The organism is Paraburkholderia sejongensis (assembly GCF_020880815.1).
Lineage (GTDB): Bacteria > Pseudomonadota > Gammaproteobacteria > Burkholderiales > Burkholderiaceae > Paraburkholderia > Paraburkholderia sejongensis.
The window spans coordinates 781,357-797,573 of sequence record NZ_JAJITD010000001.1 but is presented as its reverse complement, the minus strand read 5'-3'; the positions used below and the strand labels follow the sequence as shown (position 1 = coordinate 797,573).

Here is a 16,217-nt window from a genome sequence, read left to right as displayed (position 1 = left end):
CCCAACCTGGAGACAGCGAACGAACACGGCAAGCCGCAGCGGCCCGCCAGCGAAGACCCGTATTTCGCGCGATGCGATTCGCATACGGGTATGGCTTTAAATGACGATTTGAATTCTAATACAGAGATGTATCCGAATGGGCGGACACAGTCCGGTTCCGGCGCAGATTAGAGTGGTGTGTATGAAACGGCAAAGACTGACGAGAGAGCAAAGCAAGGATCAGACACGCGCGCGTCTGCTCGATGCCGCGCAGACGACTTTCATGAAGAAGGGCTTCGTCGCGGCGAGCGTCGAGGACATTGCCGCGGCCGCCGGTTATACCCGCGGCGCGTTCTACTCGAACTTCCGCAGCAAGAGCGAACTGTTTCTGGAGCTATTGAGGCGCGATCACGAAGCGATGCAGGCGGGTCTGCGCGCGATCTTCGACAGCGCGGCGACGCCCGAGGAAATGCAGGCGCGCGTGCTGCAGTACTACAGCACGCTGCATCGGCAGAACAAGTGTTTTCTGCTGTGGGCCGAGGCGAAGCTGCTGGCGGTGCGCGACGGCCGCTTCCGGGTGCGCTTCAACGCGTTCATGCACGAGAAGTTCGAGCAGTTGAGCGCATACATTCGCGAGTTCGCGCAGCGGGTGGGGATGTCGATGCCGATGCAGCCGGAACAACTCGCAGTCGGACTAATGGGGCTGTGCGACGGTGTGCAGTTCTTCTACACGGTCGATCCGCAGAACGTGCCGGCGGAAATGGTCGAGTCGTTGCTGGCCGGTTTCTTTGCGCGCGTGGTGTTCGGGCGCGATGCGTGATCAGCTGACCGGCGTCAGCGAATAAGCGCAAAAACGCGCGAGCCGCAAGGGCTCGCGCGTTGGGTACCAGGTGGAAACCTGCGGAAATTCAGCGGAGGCCGCGCCAATCAGTCGGTGGGCAGTTGCGCGCAGATGTCGGCGGCGGGCGCCGCGCACGCGAATGCGTATTGGCCGCTGGCGCTGAGGAATTTCTCCCCCGCGTGCAGCACGGTCTGGGTGTCCGGGCAGCGCTCGTAACCGATATAGGCGGTGCCGGCGGCGGCCGACCAGCAGACCAGCGAAAACGCAATTTTTTCCAGAAGCTGAAAACGATGTGGCATGGCGGTAATTTCCTTTGGGCCGCCATGTTATCAAAACTAGGGGTTTATACCTAGTCGGAATCCGCAATAGACACCGCAACAGTGACCCGGTTTGGACGGTGCGCCGTTTCTGACCGGATTGTCATGTCCGGGTCAGGGTTGGGACAGGTCGCGTCGATACAATCGATTGGGTTGGGCAAGCCCGCGCGCAGTCGTGCCGCACGGGCCGAGAGGGCGGCAACGGTGGCGCCGCCGGCCCGGCTTAACCGGTGCAGGAGTCGTCCCATGAATCAACTGCAGTCGATGCGCGTGTTCGTCAAAGTCGCAGACCTGGGCAGCTTCGTCCGCGCGGCGGGCGCGCTGGATATCTCGTCCGCGGTGGTCACACGGCATGTCGCGGATCTGGAGACGCGGCTGGGCACCCGGCTGCTGAACCGCACCACGCGCCGGCTGTCGCTGACCGAAGCGGGCGCGACCTATCTGGAGCGCGTGCGTCACATCCTTGCCGACCTCGAAGGCGTCGAGCAGATGGTGGTCGCGCGCAATCACGAGCCGGTCGGCACGCTGCGGATCGTCGCGCCGGTCGTGTTCGGGCTGCACAGCCTCGCGCCGCTCGTGCAGTCGTACGCAGCGCGTTACCCGGCTGTCGTGCCCGACGTCACGCTGGCCGATCGCCACGTCGATCTGGTCGAAGAGGGTTTCGACGTCGGCATTCTGGCGACCCGCTCGATGCGCAGCGCGAGCATCGTCACGCGGCGCTTGACGACCGGCTATATGACGGTCTGCGCGACGCCCGATTATCTGGCGCGGCACGGTACGCCGACGCGCCCGCAAGATCTGCTGCGCCATCCGTGTTTGAGCCGGCCAGCCGAGCAGGGCGGCGAGGAGCGCGTCTTCCGAGGGCCTGACGGCGAGGTGCGGGTGCGCCCCGCGAATGCGATCGGGGCCAACAACACCGAAATGCTGCGGCAGTTCGCGCTGTTGGGGATGGGCGTCGCGATTTTGCCGAGTTATCTGATCGGCCGCGACCTCGCCTCCGGGCGGCTCGTGCGCCTGCTCGACGACTACCAGCTGCCGCCGATCGAAATCACGATTGCTTATCCGAGCCGTCTGCATCTGCCGGCGAAGGTGCGCACCTTCATCGATCACCTCGTCGAACATTTTCAGCCGGAGAGCACACCGGCGCGGCTCGCACGCGGCGCCGCGCATGCGCGTGCGGCGGCCGGGCCGCTAGGGCGGGCCGCCGTCGACCGGTTCGATGATGTCCACGTGGTTGCCGAAGCGGTCGCCGACGCGGTTGCAGACTCCGCGCGGCCGGCGCGCCAGAGCACCCGCCGGGCGGCACGGGCGCCGCGCACGCGGATCGCCGCGTCGTCGCAGCTTTGATGGGGGGAGGCGGGGCGCGGCCGGGGTGGATGCTCGCGTGAGTTGCCGCGACGCGGCGGCTCGCGGTGCCTCGCGGGGCCTGTACGCCGGTGCCCAATGCGGCCCCGACGGGGCCCCGATGCGGCCCCGACCGCCGCAGGCCGCTATCTAAATGCCCAATCCGGGTCCGTAGTTGCCGCCAATCAGCCGCGTGACCGACTCGATATCGCCGTAATCCTGTTCCGGCATGCCGTCGAGCATCGCCAGTACCTCGTTGCTCGCGCCGGCTTCGCGCGCGGCGTCGACGAGCGCATCCTTGTTGGTCGGAAACTGGACTTCGCTGAGAACGTCGGCGATCTGCAGATCGATCGACTCGCCGGGGATGCCCGAGGCCGTCATGCGCATGCTCCTTGATGGATGTTGTGAGTGCCGCCGCATGAGTTGAAGGCGGCGCGAGCGGATTCGCCCAATGCGGGCTCACGCATCGACCGCGACCCGGCCAGCCCGCTATCGCGTTGCCGCCTGTCACGCGCCGACCGGGGGCGGCCCTCAGGTCGTCAGATGCTCGTTCTGCCCGGTCAGACTGCGCTCCAGGTGGCGCGACTTCGGCAGTGCAATATGCTCCCAGCGCTGCGGACGGCTCGCGTCGCTGGACGCGACATCCGGGGCCGGCGGGGCGACCGGCGCGGCGTTGGCGCGTTGCGCGAGCACCGTCGAATCCGTGCTGTCCGACGCGGTATGAACTGGCGCTGCGAAGCACGAGGCCGACAGCGTCACCATGATCAACAGTGTCGAGGTTTTCATCGCCCGACCTCCTCAATCTCATGCGGCGCTATCAGTTCAGCAAACCTTGTGCCGTCCCGCGTCGTAAGGACGATGCAAGCTACCGGCGGCGTGGCGATGAGCGGCGGCGCTGCTCTTCCATCTTAGATGGCAAATCCGGCAACGCGCGCCCATTTGCACAAAACCGAATTGTAGTTTCCGGATGATGGCACGAATGCGGCGCAGGCGGTGCGAGGCCCGCGGCTCGCGCGTCGCGAAGCCGGCAGCCTGCGCCCCTAACGGCCGGGATTCATCCGGAAATACGCATCGAGCAGCGAGCTTTTGTAGACCACCCCGGCGAGCGTCGGATGCGCGGCGCTTTCGACCACCGGCAGCCGCTCGCCCTGAAAGGCCATGAAGTGCTGCAACGCGACGCCGAGCGACATGTCCGGCGTCAGCACATCGAAATGCGGCTGCAGATAATCGGCGGCGGTCTTCGCCGAGGTGTCGCGTTTGTCGAGCAGATCGGAGGTGATGTCCTTTAGCGCGACCACGCCGAGAAACGCGCCGGACTGGTTCGCGACATACAGATACTTGACCGGATATTCGAGGAACACCCGCGTCATGTCCGCCACGGTCGCGTTCGGCGGCACCACCGTCTCGGCGGGCCGGATCAGCTCGCGCATCTGGGTCGCGCGCAGGCGGCTGCGCTCCTGTTCCTCGCGATTGCGGCGCAGCGTGATTTCGTACATCGACGCTTCGCGGATCGAGCGCGCGACGAAGTACGCGACCACGCACGACAGCATCAGCGGCAGCACCACCTGATAGCTGAGCGTCATCTCGAAGATCATCAGGATCGCCATCAGCGGGGCCTGGGCCGCGGCCGCGAGGAACGCGCCCATGCCGACCATCGCGTATGCGTAGGCGGCCGAGGTCGTATGCGGCCACAGCTCGTTCATCCCCTGGCCGAACAGCGAGCCCAGTGCCGCGCCGACGAACAGCGTCGGCGTGAACACCCCGCCGACCGCGCCCGAGCCGGCGGTCGCCGCGGTTGCCGCGAGCTTGCAGACCAGCACGACCACCAGCGCGGTCCACGTCCACGGCGAATGCAGGATCGAGTTCACCACGCTGTAGCCGTTGCCCCATACCTCGGGCTCCCAGACCGAGATGACGCCGACGATCAGGCCGCCGAGCGCGAGCCGCAGCGGCAACGGCACCGGCAGCTTGCGAAAGCCGGCCTTCGACGCATCGAGCAGCCGCAGGAACTGCGGCGCGAGCGCGCCGCACAGCGCGCCGAGCGCGACGAACAGCAACACTTCGAGGCCGGTCACGGTCGGGAACACCGGCATTTCGTACGGCGGCTTGTAGCCGGCGAATTCGCGCATCGTGATGTTGGCGACCACCGCGGAGACCAGCACCGGCCCGAAGCTTTCCATCGCGATCGAGCCGAGCACGATTTCGGTGACGAAGAACGCGCCGGCGATCGGCGCGCTGTACGCGGAGGTGATACCGGCGGCCGCGCCGCAGGCCACCAGCAAACGCAGCCGCGGCGGATCGAAGTGGACCCAGCGGCCGATCAGCGACGACGCGAGCGCCGCGAGCTGCACCATCGGACCTTCGCGGCCGATCGAGCCGCCGCTCGCGATCGTGAACAGCGACGACACGCTGCGCCACAAACTGAGCCGCACCGGCACCACGCCGTCGCCGATCGCGACCGCTTCCATGTAGTCGGTGTGCACGCGCTTGTCGGCGTGGCGCTGCGCGATCAGCAGAAACACGCCGGCGACCAGACCGCCCGCGGCCGGCAGCCAGATGCGGCTATGCCACGGCAGGCTGCGCGCGGTTTCGACGAAGCTGCCGGTGTGCCCGGACAGCGCGAATTGCACCAGATCGATGCCCTTGCGAAACAGGATGGTCGCGAACGCGCCGGCGATGCCGACCACGACCGACCAGACCAGCATCGTATGAGCTTCGGAGAGACGGAACAGGCGTTGGGCGCGGGTGCGCAGCTTCAGCAGGAATGAAAGCACGTCGACGGTCAGGGGCGTGAGAGAAGGTGAACAAACGCGCAGCACGGCAACAGCGCGCCCGCCTTCGAGGGCGGGCGCGCTGTTGCGGATGGGCGGGCGGAAGACGGGCGGCGCACGGGCGGCTTGCTTTCAAGTGGCCGCCTTGTCGAGTTCGGGGTAGTGCCGGAAGATGCACGCCTCGTTGTGTTCGAGGCGTCTGTCGGAGTCCAGATACGCGGCGATGCGCGGCCGCGCGAGCACGCTGTCGTGCAGCGCGGCGAGCCGCGGATAGTGTTCGCCGAAGCGCTTGAGCGCGCGCGGAAACGCGTACAGCAGACCGTCGATCAGCTGGAACATCGACAGATCCACGTAGCTCAACGCGTCGCCGACCATGAAGCTGTCGCCGGCCGGATTCTGTTTCAGCACGCGCTCGAAGTAACCCATGAACTTCGGAATCCGATGATCGATGAAGTCGTGCGCGCGCACCTTCGCGGCGTCTTTCTGATCCTCGTAGTAGAGGCCGCTCGCGAGCGGATGATGGGTGTCGTGCGCTTCGGTGACGACGTCGGCGATCGTCAGTTGCAGGCCGTTGGCGACGTAGCGCAGGCTGTCGATCGCCGGCGCGAGGTTCAGCCGCGGACCGAGATAGAACAGGATGTTGGCGGTTTGCGCGATCACCAGATCGCCGTCTTTCAGAAACGGCGGCGCGAACGGCGGGTAGGGTTCGCTGGCGCTATGCATTACGTCCAGCATCGCGTCGGTGCCGAGGCCCTTCGACGGCTTGCCGCGCGCGACCTCCACGTAGTCGACGCCGGCTTCTTCCAACGCGAGCCGCACGAATTCGCCGCGGCCCTGCAGACCATCCCAGTAATAGAGTTCCAGGCTCATCGATCGATCCTCATTGCGCTCGCCCGGGCGCGGCGCGGGAACGGCAGGATCGCCGCGGCGCGCGGGCGGGTTGCGGGAGCAAAATTGGCAGCAACGAGTATGCCGTGCGCGCGGCCCCGATGGGGCGCCGGAAAGCACAAAACCCCGCGCGCGGCGGGGTGTCGATCGAGGGGGCGGCGGCTTAGCCGAACAGGTGCTGGACGGTCCATGTGATTCCCAGTCCGCCGGCGAACAGCCACACATACAGGATCAGGCCGGTCGTCAATGCTCGCGGGCCGGCTTCGCGAATCTGCGAGATGCGCGTTTCGATGCCGAGCGCGGTCATCGCCATCGTCAGCGCGAAGGTGTCGAGCATGTTCAATGTCGAAGTCGCGTTTTCCGGCAGCACGTGCAGTGAGTTGATCACGACGCAGGCGAGAAAGCCGAGCGCGAACCAGGGGATCGCCAGCTTGCGCGGCGCGGCGCCTTGCTCGTTCGCGCCGTTTGCACCGTTTGCACCGTTTGCACCGTTTGCACCGTTCACGTTTCGAGCCGCGCGGCTCACCCACACGCCGACCACCAGCAGCACCGGCACCAGCAGCATCACGCGGGTCATCTTGACGATCGTCGCGATGTGGGTCGTCTCCGGGCTTACGTTGCTCGCCGCGCCGACTACCTGCGCCACCTCGTGGATCGTGCCGCCGAAGAACAGTCCCGCGCCGACCGTATCGAGATGCAGCCAGCCGGCCTTGAACAGGATCGGGTACAGGAACATCGACAGCGTGCCGAACAGCACCACGCTGCCGACCGCCATCGCGCTCTTGTGCGGTTTCGATTGCAGCGTCGATTCGAACGCGAGCACCGCGGCGGCGCCGCAGATCGCGCTGCCGGCGGCGGTCAGCAGCGCGGTGTCGCGATCGAGCTTCATGATCTTCATGCCGGCCCAGGTGCCGATCACCAGCGTGCTGACGACGATCAACACCGACTGCGCGAGGCCCGGCAAACCGACCTGGGCGATTTCCTGCAGGCTCACGCGCAGCCCGAAGAATGCGACCGCGATGCGCAGCAGCTTGCGCGCGGAGAAATTGACGCCGGCCGCCCAGCTGGCCGGCATGCCGTCGCGCAGCGCGTTGCCGTAGATCGCGCCGGCGACGATGCCGACGATCAGCGGGCTCAGGCCCAGACCGGCGACCGCCGGAATCGCGGCGATCCGCGTGACGGCGGCGGCGAACAGCGCGACGAACAGCACGCCGTTGAGCTGGCCGCGCGTCGATAGCGCGGGGGAGGCGGCGGTGAGCGGTACGGTGGAGGTGGACATGATCGGTGGCCCGGCTTAAGTGATGACTGCAACGGAGCTAATCCTAAATTAGAGATATCGATATGAAAAATCGTGATTTAGAATGTGAAGTATCGGCGAAACGGATATTTAAGTGAGATGACCCCGGATCAACTGATAACTTTCGCGGCGGTGGCCGAGCATCGCAACATCAGCCGCGCGGCGGTCGCGCTGCATCTGTCGCAGCCGGCGGTGTCGGGCCAGCTGCGCCAGTTGCAGGACGAGTTCGGCGAGCCGCTGTATCAGCGCGACGGCCGCGGCGTACGGCTGACGCCGGCCGGCGAGCAGTTGGCGAGCTACGCGACGCGGCTGCGCGACACCTTCCGCCAGGCGTACGCGTACCGCGACGCGCTGCGCGGCCTCGAACAGGGCACGCTGCGGATCGGCGCGAGCACCACGCCGGCGAGCTACCTGCTGCCGTATCTGATCGCCGAATTTCATCGCCGCTACCCGGATGTGACCGTGCATACCGCCGACGGCAACACGACCGAGATCGTCGGCGCGCTCGGCGCGGTCGATATCGCGCTGGTCGAAGGGCCGCCCGGCGACGAGTTGCCGCCCGGCACCGCGGTGCACGCGTGGCGCGAGGACGAGATCGTCGCGATCCTGCCGCGCGCGCACCCGCTCGCGCAGGCCGACAGCGGGCGGATCGAGCTGGCCGCGTTCGGCGCGTATCCGCTGGTGCTGCGCGAGGAGGGCTCGGGGGTGCGGCAGACGGTCGAACGGGAGTTCGCGCGCGCCGGCGTGCCGATGCGGGTCGCGCTGGAGATCGCCGGTGTCGAGGGGGTGAAGGAGGCGGTGCGGGCCGGGATGGGCGTGGGCTTTGTGTCGGCGATGTCGATGCGCCACGAGCACGGCGCGCTGCGGCTGCTCTCGCTCAGTCCGCAGCCGCTGACGCGGCGCCTGTCGATCCTGGTCCCGCATGCGAGCGCGCCGTCGCGGGTGGTCGCGCAGTTTCTGGCGATGTGTCTGGCGAACGATGCGCCGCAGCTTCGGTAGCACGGCCCGTTCGGGCCCGCCCGAAGCGTGCCCGGCCCGCCTGGGGATTTCCTCTATGGTGCGCGGCGACGCTCCCGCGCACTATTCGGGCATCGCAAGCGCCTCGGCGCTTTTTTTCGAAACGTCTTTGGAACCGGTTCCAAACGATGGTTTCGCGGCAGGATCAGGCGGGTTAGACATGGTTGATGCAAAAGACATCGTGATCGTGGCGAGTGCGTTCGGCATGGACGCGGTGCGCTCGGACGGTCATCTGAAGTGGGCGCGGGCCGCCAGGCAAGCGGGCGCGGTGGGTTTCGAAGTGCGCCGCGAGCTGTTCGCGAGTGACGCGGACATCGCTCCGCAGCAACTGCGCGCGCTCGGCGCGGCGCTGACCGAACTCGGCCTGTGGTCGGTGTTTTCGACGCCGGCCGAGCTGTACACGCGGGACGGCCGGCTGGATGCCGACGCGTTGGGGCTCGCGCTCGACGAAGCCGTCGCGCTCGGCGCGCGCTTCGTCAAGCTGCAACTGGGCGGCTTCGCGGGCGACACCGGCGCGGCGACGCTTGCCGCGCTGCTGGCCGCACGGACGGACGCCGGCAAGCCGCGGCTGGTGGTCGAAAACGGCCAGTTGGCCGACGGCGGCTCGCCCGCGCAATTTGCCGCGCTGTTCGCGGCGCTGCTCCGCGAAGGCCGCGCGCACCTGCTCGGCATGACTTTCGACATCGGCAACTGGGCATGGCTCGAGGTCGCCGCGCTCGAGGTCGCGCCGCAACTGGCGCCGCACGTCGAATACATCCATTGCAAGAGCGCGGCGGGCGAGGGCGCACGACGCTTCCCGGTCGCGCCGGCCGAGGACGATGCGCAGTTTCGCGCGGTGCTGGCCAGCCTGCCCAACGACGTGCCGCGTGGGATCGAATTTCCGTTCGACGCGAGCCGGCTCGACGCCGATGCCGCGCGCGCGGTGAACTGGCTCGCGCGGATCTAGCGCGGGGCCCGTCCTCGCGACCTCGGCCGGAACACCCGGCCCGGCAGCCGACCCGCACCCGACCAGCGCACGACCGGGCAACAACGCACCCCACGCACCACCAGGAGTTCCGCATGACCCAGCCGCACCCCACCTTGGACGTTCTCACCTACGGCGAAGCGATGGCGATGTTCGTCGCCGCCGAAACCGGTCCGCTCGCGGGCGTCGGGCAGTTCACCAAGCGCGTCGCCGGTGCCGATCTGAATGTCGCGATCGGCCTCGCACGGCTTGGCTTCAAGGTCGGCTGGATGAGCCGCGTCGGCGCCGATTCGTTCGGCCAGTTCGTGCGCGACACGCTCACGCGCGAGGGCATCGACCAGCGCTGCGTGAGCACCGACGCGCGTTATCCGACCGGCTTCCAGCTGAAGTCGAAAGCGGACGACGGCAGCGACCCGGCGGTCGAATATTTCCGCAAGGGCTCGGCCGCGAGCCACCTGTCGCTCGACGATTACGTCGCCCCCTACGTGCTCGGCGCGCGGCACCTGCATCTGACCGGCGTCGCGCCGGCGATCTCGGCGAGTTCGCGCGAACTGGCGTTCCATCTGGCGCATGAAATGCGTGCGGCAGGCAAGACGATCTCGTTCGACCCGAACCTGCGCCCGACGCTGTGGCCGTCGCGCGAAGCGATGGTCGAAGGGCTGAATGCGCTGGCCGCGCTCGCCGACTGGGTGCTGCCCGGCATCGGCGAGGGCGAGATTCTGACCGGCTATACACAGCCGGAGGACATCGCGAAGTTTTATCTGGAGCGCGGCGCGCGCGGCGTGATCGTCAAGCTCGGCGCGGCCGGCGCGTACTACCGCACCGCGCACGAGGCGGCGACGATCGCCAGCGAGCCGGTCGCCAACGTGGTCGACACGGTCGGCGCGGGCGACGGCTTCGCGGTCGGCGTGATCAGCGCGCTGCTCGAAGGCCGCCCGTTCGCGCAGGCGGTCGCGCGCGGCAACCGGATCGGCGCGCTGGCGATCCAGGTGATCGGCGATTCGGAAGGGTTGCCGAGCCGCGCCGAGCTCGATGCGCTGGAGCGCGCCGAGTTGTCACGCATCGCGAACGCCGCCTAGCACGTGACCTGACACACAACAAACCTTTACCAAAACAAGAGCGCCCCGCGGCGCCGACTTTTTTCCATCTTCGTTTCGGGACGAACGTCCAAGGAGACAACCTCATGACCTCATCGCTTGCGATTCGCCGTTGGTGGACGATCATGCCGATCGTGTTCATCACCTACAGCCTCGCGTATCTCGATCGCGCGAACTACGGCTTTGCGGCGGCAGCCGGGATCAACCAGGATCTGGGCATCAGCAAAGGACTGTCGTCGCTGATCGGCGCGCTGTTCTTCCTCGGCTATTTCTTCTTCCAGATTCCGGGCGCGATCTACGCGGAACGCCGCAGCGTGAAGAAGCTGGTGTTCTGGAGCCTGATCCTGTGGGGCGGCTGCGCGGCGCTCACCGGGATGGTCAGCAATATCCCGTCGCTGATGGCGATCCGCTTCGTGCTCGGCGTGGTCGAAGCCGCGGTGATGCCGGCGATGCTGATCTTCATCAGCAACTGGTTCACCAAAAGCGAGCGCTCGCGCGCGAACACCTTTCTGATTCTCGGCAATCCGGTCACGGTGCTGTGGATGTCGGTGGTGTCCGGCTATCTGGTGCATTCGTTCGGCTGGCGCCAGATGTTCATCGCCGAGGGCGTGCCGGCGATCATCTGGGCGATCTGCTGGTGGTTCCTCGTCAGGGACAAGCCCGAGCAGGTGAGCTGGCTCAGCCGCGAGGAAAAGGACGCGCTCGCGCAGACGCTGCGCGCCGAGCAGGCCGCGATCAAGCCGGTGCGCAACTACGGCGACGCGTTCCGCACGCCGGCCGTGATCAAGCTGTGCGCGCAGTATTTCTGCTGGAGCATCGGCGTGTACGGTTTCGTGCTGTGGCTGCCGTCGATCCTGAAGAACGGCTCGACGCTCAGCATGGTCGACACCGGCTGGCTGTCCGCGCTGCCGTATCTGGCGGCGACGATCGCGATGCTTGCAGCTTCGTGGGCATCCGATAAACTCAACCGCCGCAAGGTGTTCGTGTGGCCGTTCCTGCTGGTCGGCGCAATCGCGTTCGCGGCGTCGTATGCGCTCGGCTCGTCGCACTTCTGGATTTCGTATGCGCTGCTGGTGATCGCCGGCGCCGCGATGTACGCGCCGTACGGACCGTTCTTCGCGATCGTGCCGGAGCTGCTGCCGAGAAACGTGGCCGGCGGCGCGATGGCGCTGATCAACAGCATGGGCGCGCTCGGTTCGTTCGTCGGCTCGTACGTGGTTGGCTATCTGAACGGCGCGACCGGCTCGCCGGCGGCATCGTATGCATTCATGAGCGTGGCGCTGGTCGCCGCGGTGATTCTCACGCTCGCGGTCAAGCCGGCCGCCGCCGGCAACCCGTTGAAAGGCTCGGCCACTCTCGCCACCCCGTCGCAAGGAAAATAAGCTGATGAACAAGATCGTCGCCTGGAAGTCGCTGCCCGAAGATGTGCTCGCGTATCTACGACAGCATGCGCAGCTCGTGCAGGTCGATCCCGCGCAGCCCGGCGCGTTGGCCGCCGCGCTGCGCGATGCCGACGGCGGCATCGGCGCGAGCGTGCAGATCACGCCGGCGATGCTCGAAGGCGCGAGCCGGCTGAAGGCGCTGTCGACGATCTCGGTCGGCTACGACCAGTTCGACGTCGACGACCTGACGCGGCGCGGCATCGTGCTCGCGCACACGCCGGACGTGCTGACCGAATCGACCGCCGATACGGTGTTCTCGCTGATCCTCGCGTCCGCGCGACGGGTCGTCGAACTGGCCGAGTGGGTGAAGGCGGGGCAGTGGCGCGCGAGCATCGGGCCCGCGCAATTCGGGCTCGACGTGCAGGGCAAGACGCTCGGGATCGTCGGGCTCGGACGGATCGGCGGCGCGGTCGCGCGGCGCGCGGCGCTCGGCTTCAATATGAAGGTGCTGTACACGAACCGGCAGCCGAATCCGCACGCGGAGCAGGCGTATGGCGCGCGCCGGGTCGAGCTGGCCGAGCTGCTCGCGAGCGCCGATTTCGTCTGTCTGCAGGTGCCGCTGACGGCGCAGACGCGTCATCTGATCGGCGCGGCCGAACTGCGCGCGATGAAGAAAAGCGCGATCCTGATCAACGCGTCGCGCGGCGCGACCGTCGATGAAGCCGCGCTGATCGACGCGCTGCGCGACGGCACGATTCACGGCGCGGGGCTCGACGTGTTCGACACCGAGCCGTTGCCGGCCGACTCGCCGCTGCTGAGCCTGCCGAACGTGGTCGCGCTGCCGCATATCGGTTCGGCGACCCACGAGACGCGTCACGCGATGGCGGTCAATGCGGCGGAGAACCTCGTCGCCGCGCTCGCCGGCACGTTGTCGACAAATATCGTCAATCGCGAGGTGCTCGCGAAGTGATGCGGGCGATCAGCCGATGAGCACCACGCCGCCTTCCACCCCGCCATCCACGCCCGCCGGCGCGCCAGCCGCGACGCCGCGCCGCGCGACGATCACCGACGTCGCGCGCGAAGCCGGCACCGGCAAGACCAGCATCTCGCGCTATCTGAACGGCGAGATCGGCGCGCTGTCGCCGGAGTTGCGCGCGCGTATCGAAGCGGCGATCGCGCGGCTCGACTATCAGCCGAACCAGATGGCGCGCGGCCTGAAGCGCGGCCGCAACCGGCTGATCGGCATGCTGGTCGCCGACCTGACCAATCCGTACTCCGTCGAAGTGCTGCAAGGCGTCGAGGCCGCGTGTCACGCGCTCGGCCTGATGCCGCTGATCTGCCACGCGGCCAACGAGGTCGAGATGGAGCGGCGCTACCTGCAACTGCTGACCACGTACCGGGTGGAAGGGGTGATCGTCAACGCTCTGGGCGTGCGCGAGGAAACCTTGCGGCCGGTCGGCGACGGCGGAATTCCGGCGGTGCTGGTCGACCGGCGAGTGGAGGGGCTGGTCGCCGATATGGTCGGCCTCGACAATGACGGCGCCGCCGAACTCGGCGCGCGGCATCTGCTCGACCAGGGTTTTGAGCAGATCTGGTTCGTCGTGCAGCCGTTCGAACAGGTCAGCTCGCGACAGTTGCGGGTGCAGGCGTTCGAGCGAGCGATGCGCGACGCCGGCGGCGTGCGCGCCCGGACGCTGGTGCTCGATCTCGCGGACGACGTGGCGGTCGAGCGTGCGCTGGCCGGGTTGGACCGGGCGATCGACGCGGCGGGCGGCGAGGGCGATGGCGTTGGCGGCAGCGATGGCGGTGGTGGCGACGGCGACAATGTCCCCGGCAGCGACAACGGCCGTGATAGCGGCCGCGGCGGGAACGCGCCGCGCGTCGCGCTGTTCGCGGCCAACGCGCCGGTCGCGCTGCGTGTCGCGCTGCATCTGAAAGCGCGCTACGGCGCGCGCTGGCAGGAGCGCGCCGCGCTGCTGTCGATCGACGATCCCGACTGGGCCGAACTCGCCGGCATCACGACGATCCGCCAGCCGACCTATGAGATCGGCTATCGCGCGGTCGAATTTCTGCACGAGCGCATCGAAGGCGCGCAGACCGGCGCGCGCGACTGCCTGCTGGCGGGCGAACTGATCGTGCGTGCGTCGACCGTGCGCTGATTCGTACGCTAACTCGCACGCTGACTCGCGCGCTGATTCACGAGCAATCTGCGATCATGCGGGGCTGCGGCGCGCAGCGGTTGCGCGCCGGTCATCGCTCGCAATCCCGCAAGGACATTCATGGTCGTCGCACCGCTTACCCTCGCGAGCCTCGCGCTCGCTACGCTCGTCATCGCCGCGTTACCGTTTCTGCTTTACCGGCAGTTGCGCCTGCCGCTCGCGCTCAGGCCGCGCGACGCGATCGCCGGCGTCGCGGTGTTCGCATTGTTCGCGATGGTGATCGAGCGCGCGCTGAACGACTATCTGCTGCGCGGCAACGTGACGACGGCGGCGTTTCTGTCGCAGCCGGTCGCGTTCGTCGTGTATGGCGCGCTGATCGCGGGCGTGTGTGAGGAAGTCGGGCGGTTCATCGGGATGCGCTGGCTGCTCGACCGTGCCGCGCGCGCGCAGACGGGCGCGGCAGTTCGAACGTCTGCCGATGCGACCACCGGTGTGGCTGCCGGTGGGAACGCCGCCCGCGCTCGCGCCCGCGCCCGCGCCGCGACGAGCCGCGCCGAGCGCAGCGCCGCCGCGCGCGCCGACGACGGCGCCGCGCTCAGCTACGGCCTCGGCCACGGCGGCGCGGAAGCGTGGATGGTCGGCGTGCTCGTGCAGATTCAGTGGCTGGTGTTCGCGGTGCTGGAAAATCGCGGCCGTCTCGACGGCTTTCTCGGCAATCTGCCGGCCGAATCGGTGATGCGGGTCCATCTGATTCTCGCGAGCCTGAGCCCTCAGCTGGCCGGCATCTTCGTGCTCGAACGCGTGGCCGCGCTGGTGTTCCAGATCGGCCTGTCGGTGCTGATGTGGCGCGGCGTACGGGCCGGCCGGCGCGCAATTTTGCCGCTCGCGATCGTGCTGCACGCGCTGATCGACGTGCCCGCCGCGCTGTCGCAGGCGCGCCTGCTGCCGCTTGCCGCGGTCGATACGATCTATGCGGTCGCGGCGGTGTTCGTCGCGCTCTGGTTGATCCGGGTGTATCGGCGGCCGGTCGCGGCTGCGGCGTGACAGTAGGTAACGGCCGGGTGTGAGCGGCGCCGGACACCACCGCCGTCGCCGCGCCGCGCCGCGCCTCGCTATCGCGCGAGCCTTTCTCTAAAATGCGCGTACCGTTCAGAAGCGCTCACGCAACCACCGGCGCGACGCCCGGCAGAACCACTTCGCACCCTCTTTCCCGGCAGCCTTCATGGAAGCTTACCAATACGACTGCGCGCATCCCGAGTTCGAGGAGCTCGCGCGCGTCATCAGCGATCTGTTTCCCGAGCAGACGCAATTCATCGAACGCGCGGCCGACGATGGCGCGCCCACGTTGACGATCCATTGGGTCGCGATGCGCTTCGGTTCGACCGCGCGGCGCATCGCGATGACGGTTGCGATCACGCCGGCGGCGCTTGCGCGTTATCGGGCCATGCCGGCCCGCTTGCGCGGCCGCAGCTTCGCGGTACTGCGCGCGTATGTCGAAGCGAGTCTCGGCTCGCTCGAAGAGATGTACGCGAACGGCGAGGCGGTGCCGCGCGAAGTCACCGTCGATCTCGGCGACGAATTCGCCTGAAAATCAGCGCGTCAATCGGCCAGCCGATACACCTTCGCAAAGCGCGCGGCCTGCACGACGCCGTAATCGCCCGGCGCGTACTGCATGACCCAGTCGCCGGCCGCCCCATGCAGCACGTCGCCGCCACTCGCCGAGCGCGCGAGCGAGAAGCTTTCGTCCATCCGCCGCGCGAGCACGACCGCCGGCCGATTGCGATAGGCGCCGGGCTCGCCATGCGCGAGCGCCGCATCGGCGGGCAGATATTTGGCATCGAAGCGCTCGCGCGACACGACCCAGCGGTCGCCGGTCGAGCCGGTGATCAACGCGTCGCCGCGAAGGTAGCGGTTCGGGCCTTCGAGGCTCATCAATTGACCTTCGGCGGCGGCGAATTCGACGCTCACCGTTTCGTCCTTGACGACGCGTTGGGCGTGCGGATCGTCACGCAGATCGAGATTCCTGAGTTCGGTCATGAAGCAGTGTGCAAAGTTCGGGTGGAATGCGCGCCGCCGCGCTGCGGCTGCCGCCGCGGTTGTTGCTGTCACTGCGGCCGCGGATGGAAAGACGACTGCGGCGAGCGCCGGGCTAGCCAGGCCG

The 16,217-nt window shown here is 67.6% G+C and carries 17 protein-coding genes; 10 read left to right on the top strand and 7 right to left on the bottom strand.

Features of this window, described 5'->3' with window-relative positions; all coding sequences use genetic code 11:
- The first annotated feature begins 181 nt into the window (after window positions 1-181).
- On the top strand, window positions 182-799 hold the full coding sequence (locus LJ656_RS03370; protein ID WP_230507845.1) for a TetR/AcrR family transcriptional regulator: 618 nt from the start codon (window positions 182-184) through the stop codon (window positions 797-799).
- A gap of 107 nt (window positions 800-906) precedes the next feature.
- Here the strand turns inward: LJ656_RS03370 and LJ656_RS03365 are convergent, their stop codons facing one another.
- A complete protein-coding gene (locus LJ656_RS03365; RefSeq protein WP_230507844.1) occupies window positions 907-1,119 on the bottom strand; it encodes a hypothetical protein in 213 nt (70 codons plus the stop codon).
- 264 nt (window positions 1,120-1,383) lie between these two features.
- Here LJ656_RS03365 and LJ656_RS03360 point away from each other — a divergent pair, with 264 nt between their 5' ends.
- Complete coding sequence (locus LJ656_RS03360; protein ID WP_230507843.1) at window positions 1,384-2,484, top strand: LysR family transcriptional regulator; 1,101 nt, start codon at window positions 1,384-1,386, stop codon at window positions 2,482-2,484.
- A 147-nt stretch (window positions 2,485-2,631) separates the two neighbouring features.
- Here LJ656_RS03360 and LJ656_RS03355 read toward each other — a convergent pair whose 3' ends face one another.
- The 5 genes from LJ656_RS03355 to LJ656_RS03335 form a co-directional block, all read right to left on the bottom strand.
- On the bottom strand, window positions 2,632-2,862 hold the full coding sequence (locus LJ656_RS03355) for a DUF2795 domain-containing protein (protein WP_230507842.1): 231 nt from the start codon (window positions 2,860-2,862) through the stop codon (window positions 2,632-2,634).
- A 150-nt stretch (window positions 2,863-3,012) separates the two neighbouring features.
- Window positions 3,013-3,267, bottom strand: a complete 255-nt coding sequence (locus LJ656_RS03350; RefSeq protein WP_230507841.1) for a hypothetical protein — start codon at window positions 3,265-3,267, stop codon at window positions 3,013-3,015.
- Between the two features lie 254 nt (window positions 3,268-3,521).
- Window positions 3,522-5,255 carry a ClcB-like voltage-gated chloride channel protein gene (locus LJ656_RS03345; protein WP_230507840.1) on the bottom strand — a complete coding sequence of 578 codons (1,734 nt, stop codon included), beginning with the start codon at window positions 5,253-5,255 and terminating at the stop codon, window positions 3,522-3,524.
- Between the two features lie 129 nt (window positions 5,256-5,384).
- Complete coding sequence (locus LJ656_RS03340) at window positions 5,385-6,122, bottom strand: glutathione S-transferase (protein ID WP_230507839.1); 738 nt, start codon at window positions 6,120-6,122, stop codon at window positions 5,385-5,387.
- Between the two features lie 181 nt (window positions 6,123-6,303).
- A complete protein-coding gene (locus LJ656_RS03335; RefSeq protein WP_230507838.1) occupies window positions 6,304-7,419 on the bottom strand; it encodes a YeiH family protein in 1,116 nt (371 codons plus the stop codon).
- 117 nt (window positions 7,420-7,536) lie between these two features.
- Here LJ656_RS03335 and LJ656_RS03330 point away from each other — a divergent pair, with 117 nt between their 5' ends.
- The 8 genes from LJ656_RS03330 to LJ656_RS03295 all read left to right on the top strand — a co-directional run bounded on the left by LJ656_RS03330 (window position 7,537) and on the right by LJ656_RS03295 (window position 15,644).
- Window positions 7,537-8,436, top strand: coding sequence for a LysR family transcriptional regulator (locus tag LJ656_RS03330; RefSeq protein ID WP_230507837.1), 900 nt, complete (start codon window positions 7,537-7,539; stop codon window positions 8,434-8,436).
- 178 nt (window positions 8,437-8,614) lie between these two features.
- On the top strand, window positions 8,615-9,400 hold the full coding sequence (locus LJ656_RS03325) for a TIM barrel protein (protein ID WP_230507836.1): 786 nt from the start codon (window positions 8,615-8,617) through the stop codon (window positions 9,398-9,400).
- Window positions 9,401-9,513: 113 nt separating this feature from the next.
- Window positions 9,514-10,497 carry a sugar kinase gene (locus LJ656_RS03320; protein WP_230507835.1) on the top strand — a complete coding sequence of 328 codons (984 nt, stop codon included), beginning with the start codon at window positions 9,514-9,516 and terminating at the stop codon, window positions 10,495-10,497.
- A gap of 104 nt (window positions 10,498-10,601) precedes the next feature.
- Window positions 10,602-11,897: an MFS transporter gene (locus LJ656_RS03315; RefSeq protein ID WP_230507834.1), complete on the top strand. Its 1,296-nt coding sequence runs from the start codon at window positions 10,602-10,604 to the stop codon at window positions 11,895-11,897.
- A gap of 4 nt (window positions 11,898-11,901) precedes the next feature.
- Window positions 11,902-12,867, top strand: a complete 966-nt coding sequence (locus LJ656_RS03310; protein WP_230507833.1) for a 2-hydroxyacid dehydrogenase — start codon at window positions 11,902-11,904, stop codon at window positions 12,865-12,867.
- A gap of 16 nt (window positions 12,868-12,883) precedes the next feature.
- Window positions 12,884-14,056 (top strand): LacI family DNA-binding transcriptional regulator, encoded by a 1,173-nt coding sequence (locus LJ656_RS03305; protein WP_230507832.1) that lies wholly within the window; start codon window positions 12,884-12,886, stop codon window positions 14,054-14,056.
- 120 nt (window positions 14,057-14,176) lie between these two features.
- Complete coding sequence (locus tag LJ656_RS03300; protein ID WP_230507831.1) at window positions 14,177-15,100, top strand: YhfC family intramembrane metalloprotease; 924 nt, start codon at window positions 14,177-14,179, stop codon at window positions 15,098-15,100.
- Window positions 15,101-15,278: 178 nt separating this feature from the next.
- On the top strand, window positions 15,279-15,644 hold the full coding sequence (locus LJ656_RS03295) for a DUF3022 domain-containing protein (protein WP_230507830.1): 366 nt from the start codon (window positions 15,279-15,281) through the stop codon (window positions 15,642-15,644).
- Between the two features lie 11 nt (window positions 15,645-15,655).
- Here LJ656_RS03295 and LJ656_RS03290 read toward each other — a convergent pair whose 3' ends face one another.
- Entirely contained in the window at window positions 15,656-16,093 is a 438-nt protein-coding gene (locus tag LJ656_RS03290) for a PGDYG domain-containing protein (RefSeq protein ID WP_230507829.1), read from the bottom strand.
- Window positions 16,094-16,217: the final 124 nt, after the last annotated feature.

Excerpts from the sequence above, each read along its gene's own strand:
- LJ656_RS03370 (WP_230507845.1), top strand. The coding sequence starts at position 182 with ATGAAACGGCAAAGACTGACGAGAGAGCAAAGCAAGGATCAGACACGC.
- LJ656_RS03365 (WP_230507844.1), bottom strand. The coding sequence starts at position 1,119 with ATGCCACATCGTTTTCAGCTTCTGGAAAAAATTGCGTTTTCGCTGGTC.
- LJ656_RS03360 (WP_230507843.1), top strand. The coding sequence starts at position 1,384 with ATGAATCAACTGCAGTCGATGCGCGTGTTCGTCAAAGTCGCAGACCTG.
- LJ656_RS03355 (WP_230507842.1), bottom strand. The coding sequence starts at position 2,862 with ATGACGGCCTCGGGCATCCCCGGCGAGTCGATCGATCTGCAGATCGCC.
- LJ656_RS03350 (WP_230507841.1), bottom strand. The coding sequence starts at position 3,267 with ATGAAAACCTCGACACTGTTGATCATGGTGACGCTGTCGGCCTCGTGC.
- LJ656_RS03340 (WP_230507839.1), bottom strand. The coding sequence starts at position 6,122 with ATGAGCCTGGAACTCTATTACTGGGATGGTCTGCAGGGCCGCGGCGAA.
- LJ656_RS03335 (WP_230507838.1), bottom strand. The coding sequence starts at position 7,419 with ATGTCCACCTCCACCGTACCGCTCACCGCCGCCTCCCCCGCGCTATCG.
- LJ656_RS03330 (WP_230507837.1), top strand. The coding sequence starts at position 7,537 with ATGACCCCGGATCAACTGATAACTTTCGCGGCGGTGGCCGAGCATCGC.
- LJ656_RS03325 (WP_230507836.1), top strand. The coding sequence starts at position 8,615 with ATGGTTGATGCAAAAGACATCGTGATCGTGGCGAGTGCGTTCGGCATG.
- LJ656_RS03320 (WP_230507835.1), top strand. The coding sequence starts at position 9,514 with ATGACCCAGCCGCACCCCACCTTGGACGTTCTCACCTACGGCGAAGCG.
- LJ656_RS03315 (WP_230507834.1), top strand. The coding sequence starts at position 10,602 with ATGACCTCATCGCTTGCGATTCGCCGTTGGTGGACGATCATGCCGATC.
- LJ656_RS03310 (WP_230507833.1), top strand. The coding sequence starts at position 11,902 with ATGAACAAGATCGTCGCCTGGAAGTCGCTGCCCGAAGATGTGCTCGCG.
- LJ656_RS03305 (WP_230507832.1), top strand. The coding sequence starts at position 12,884 with ATGAGCACCACGCCGCCTTCCACCCCGCCATCCACGCCCGCCGGCGCG.
- LJ656_RS03300 (WP_230507831.1), top strand. The coding sequence starts at position 14,177 with ATGGTCGTCGCACCGCTTACCCTCGCGAGCCTCGCGCTCGCTACGCTC.
- LJ656_RS03295 (WP_230507830.1), top strand. The coding sequence starts at position 15,279 with ATGGAAGCTTACCAATACGACTGCGCGCATCCCGAGTTCGAGGAGCTC.
- LJ656_RS03290 (WP_230507829.1), bottom strand. The coding sequence starts at position 16,093 with ATGACCGAACTCAGGAATCTCGATCTGCGTGACGATCCGCACGCCCAA.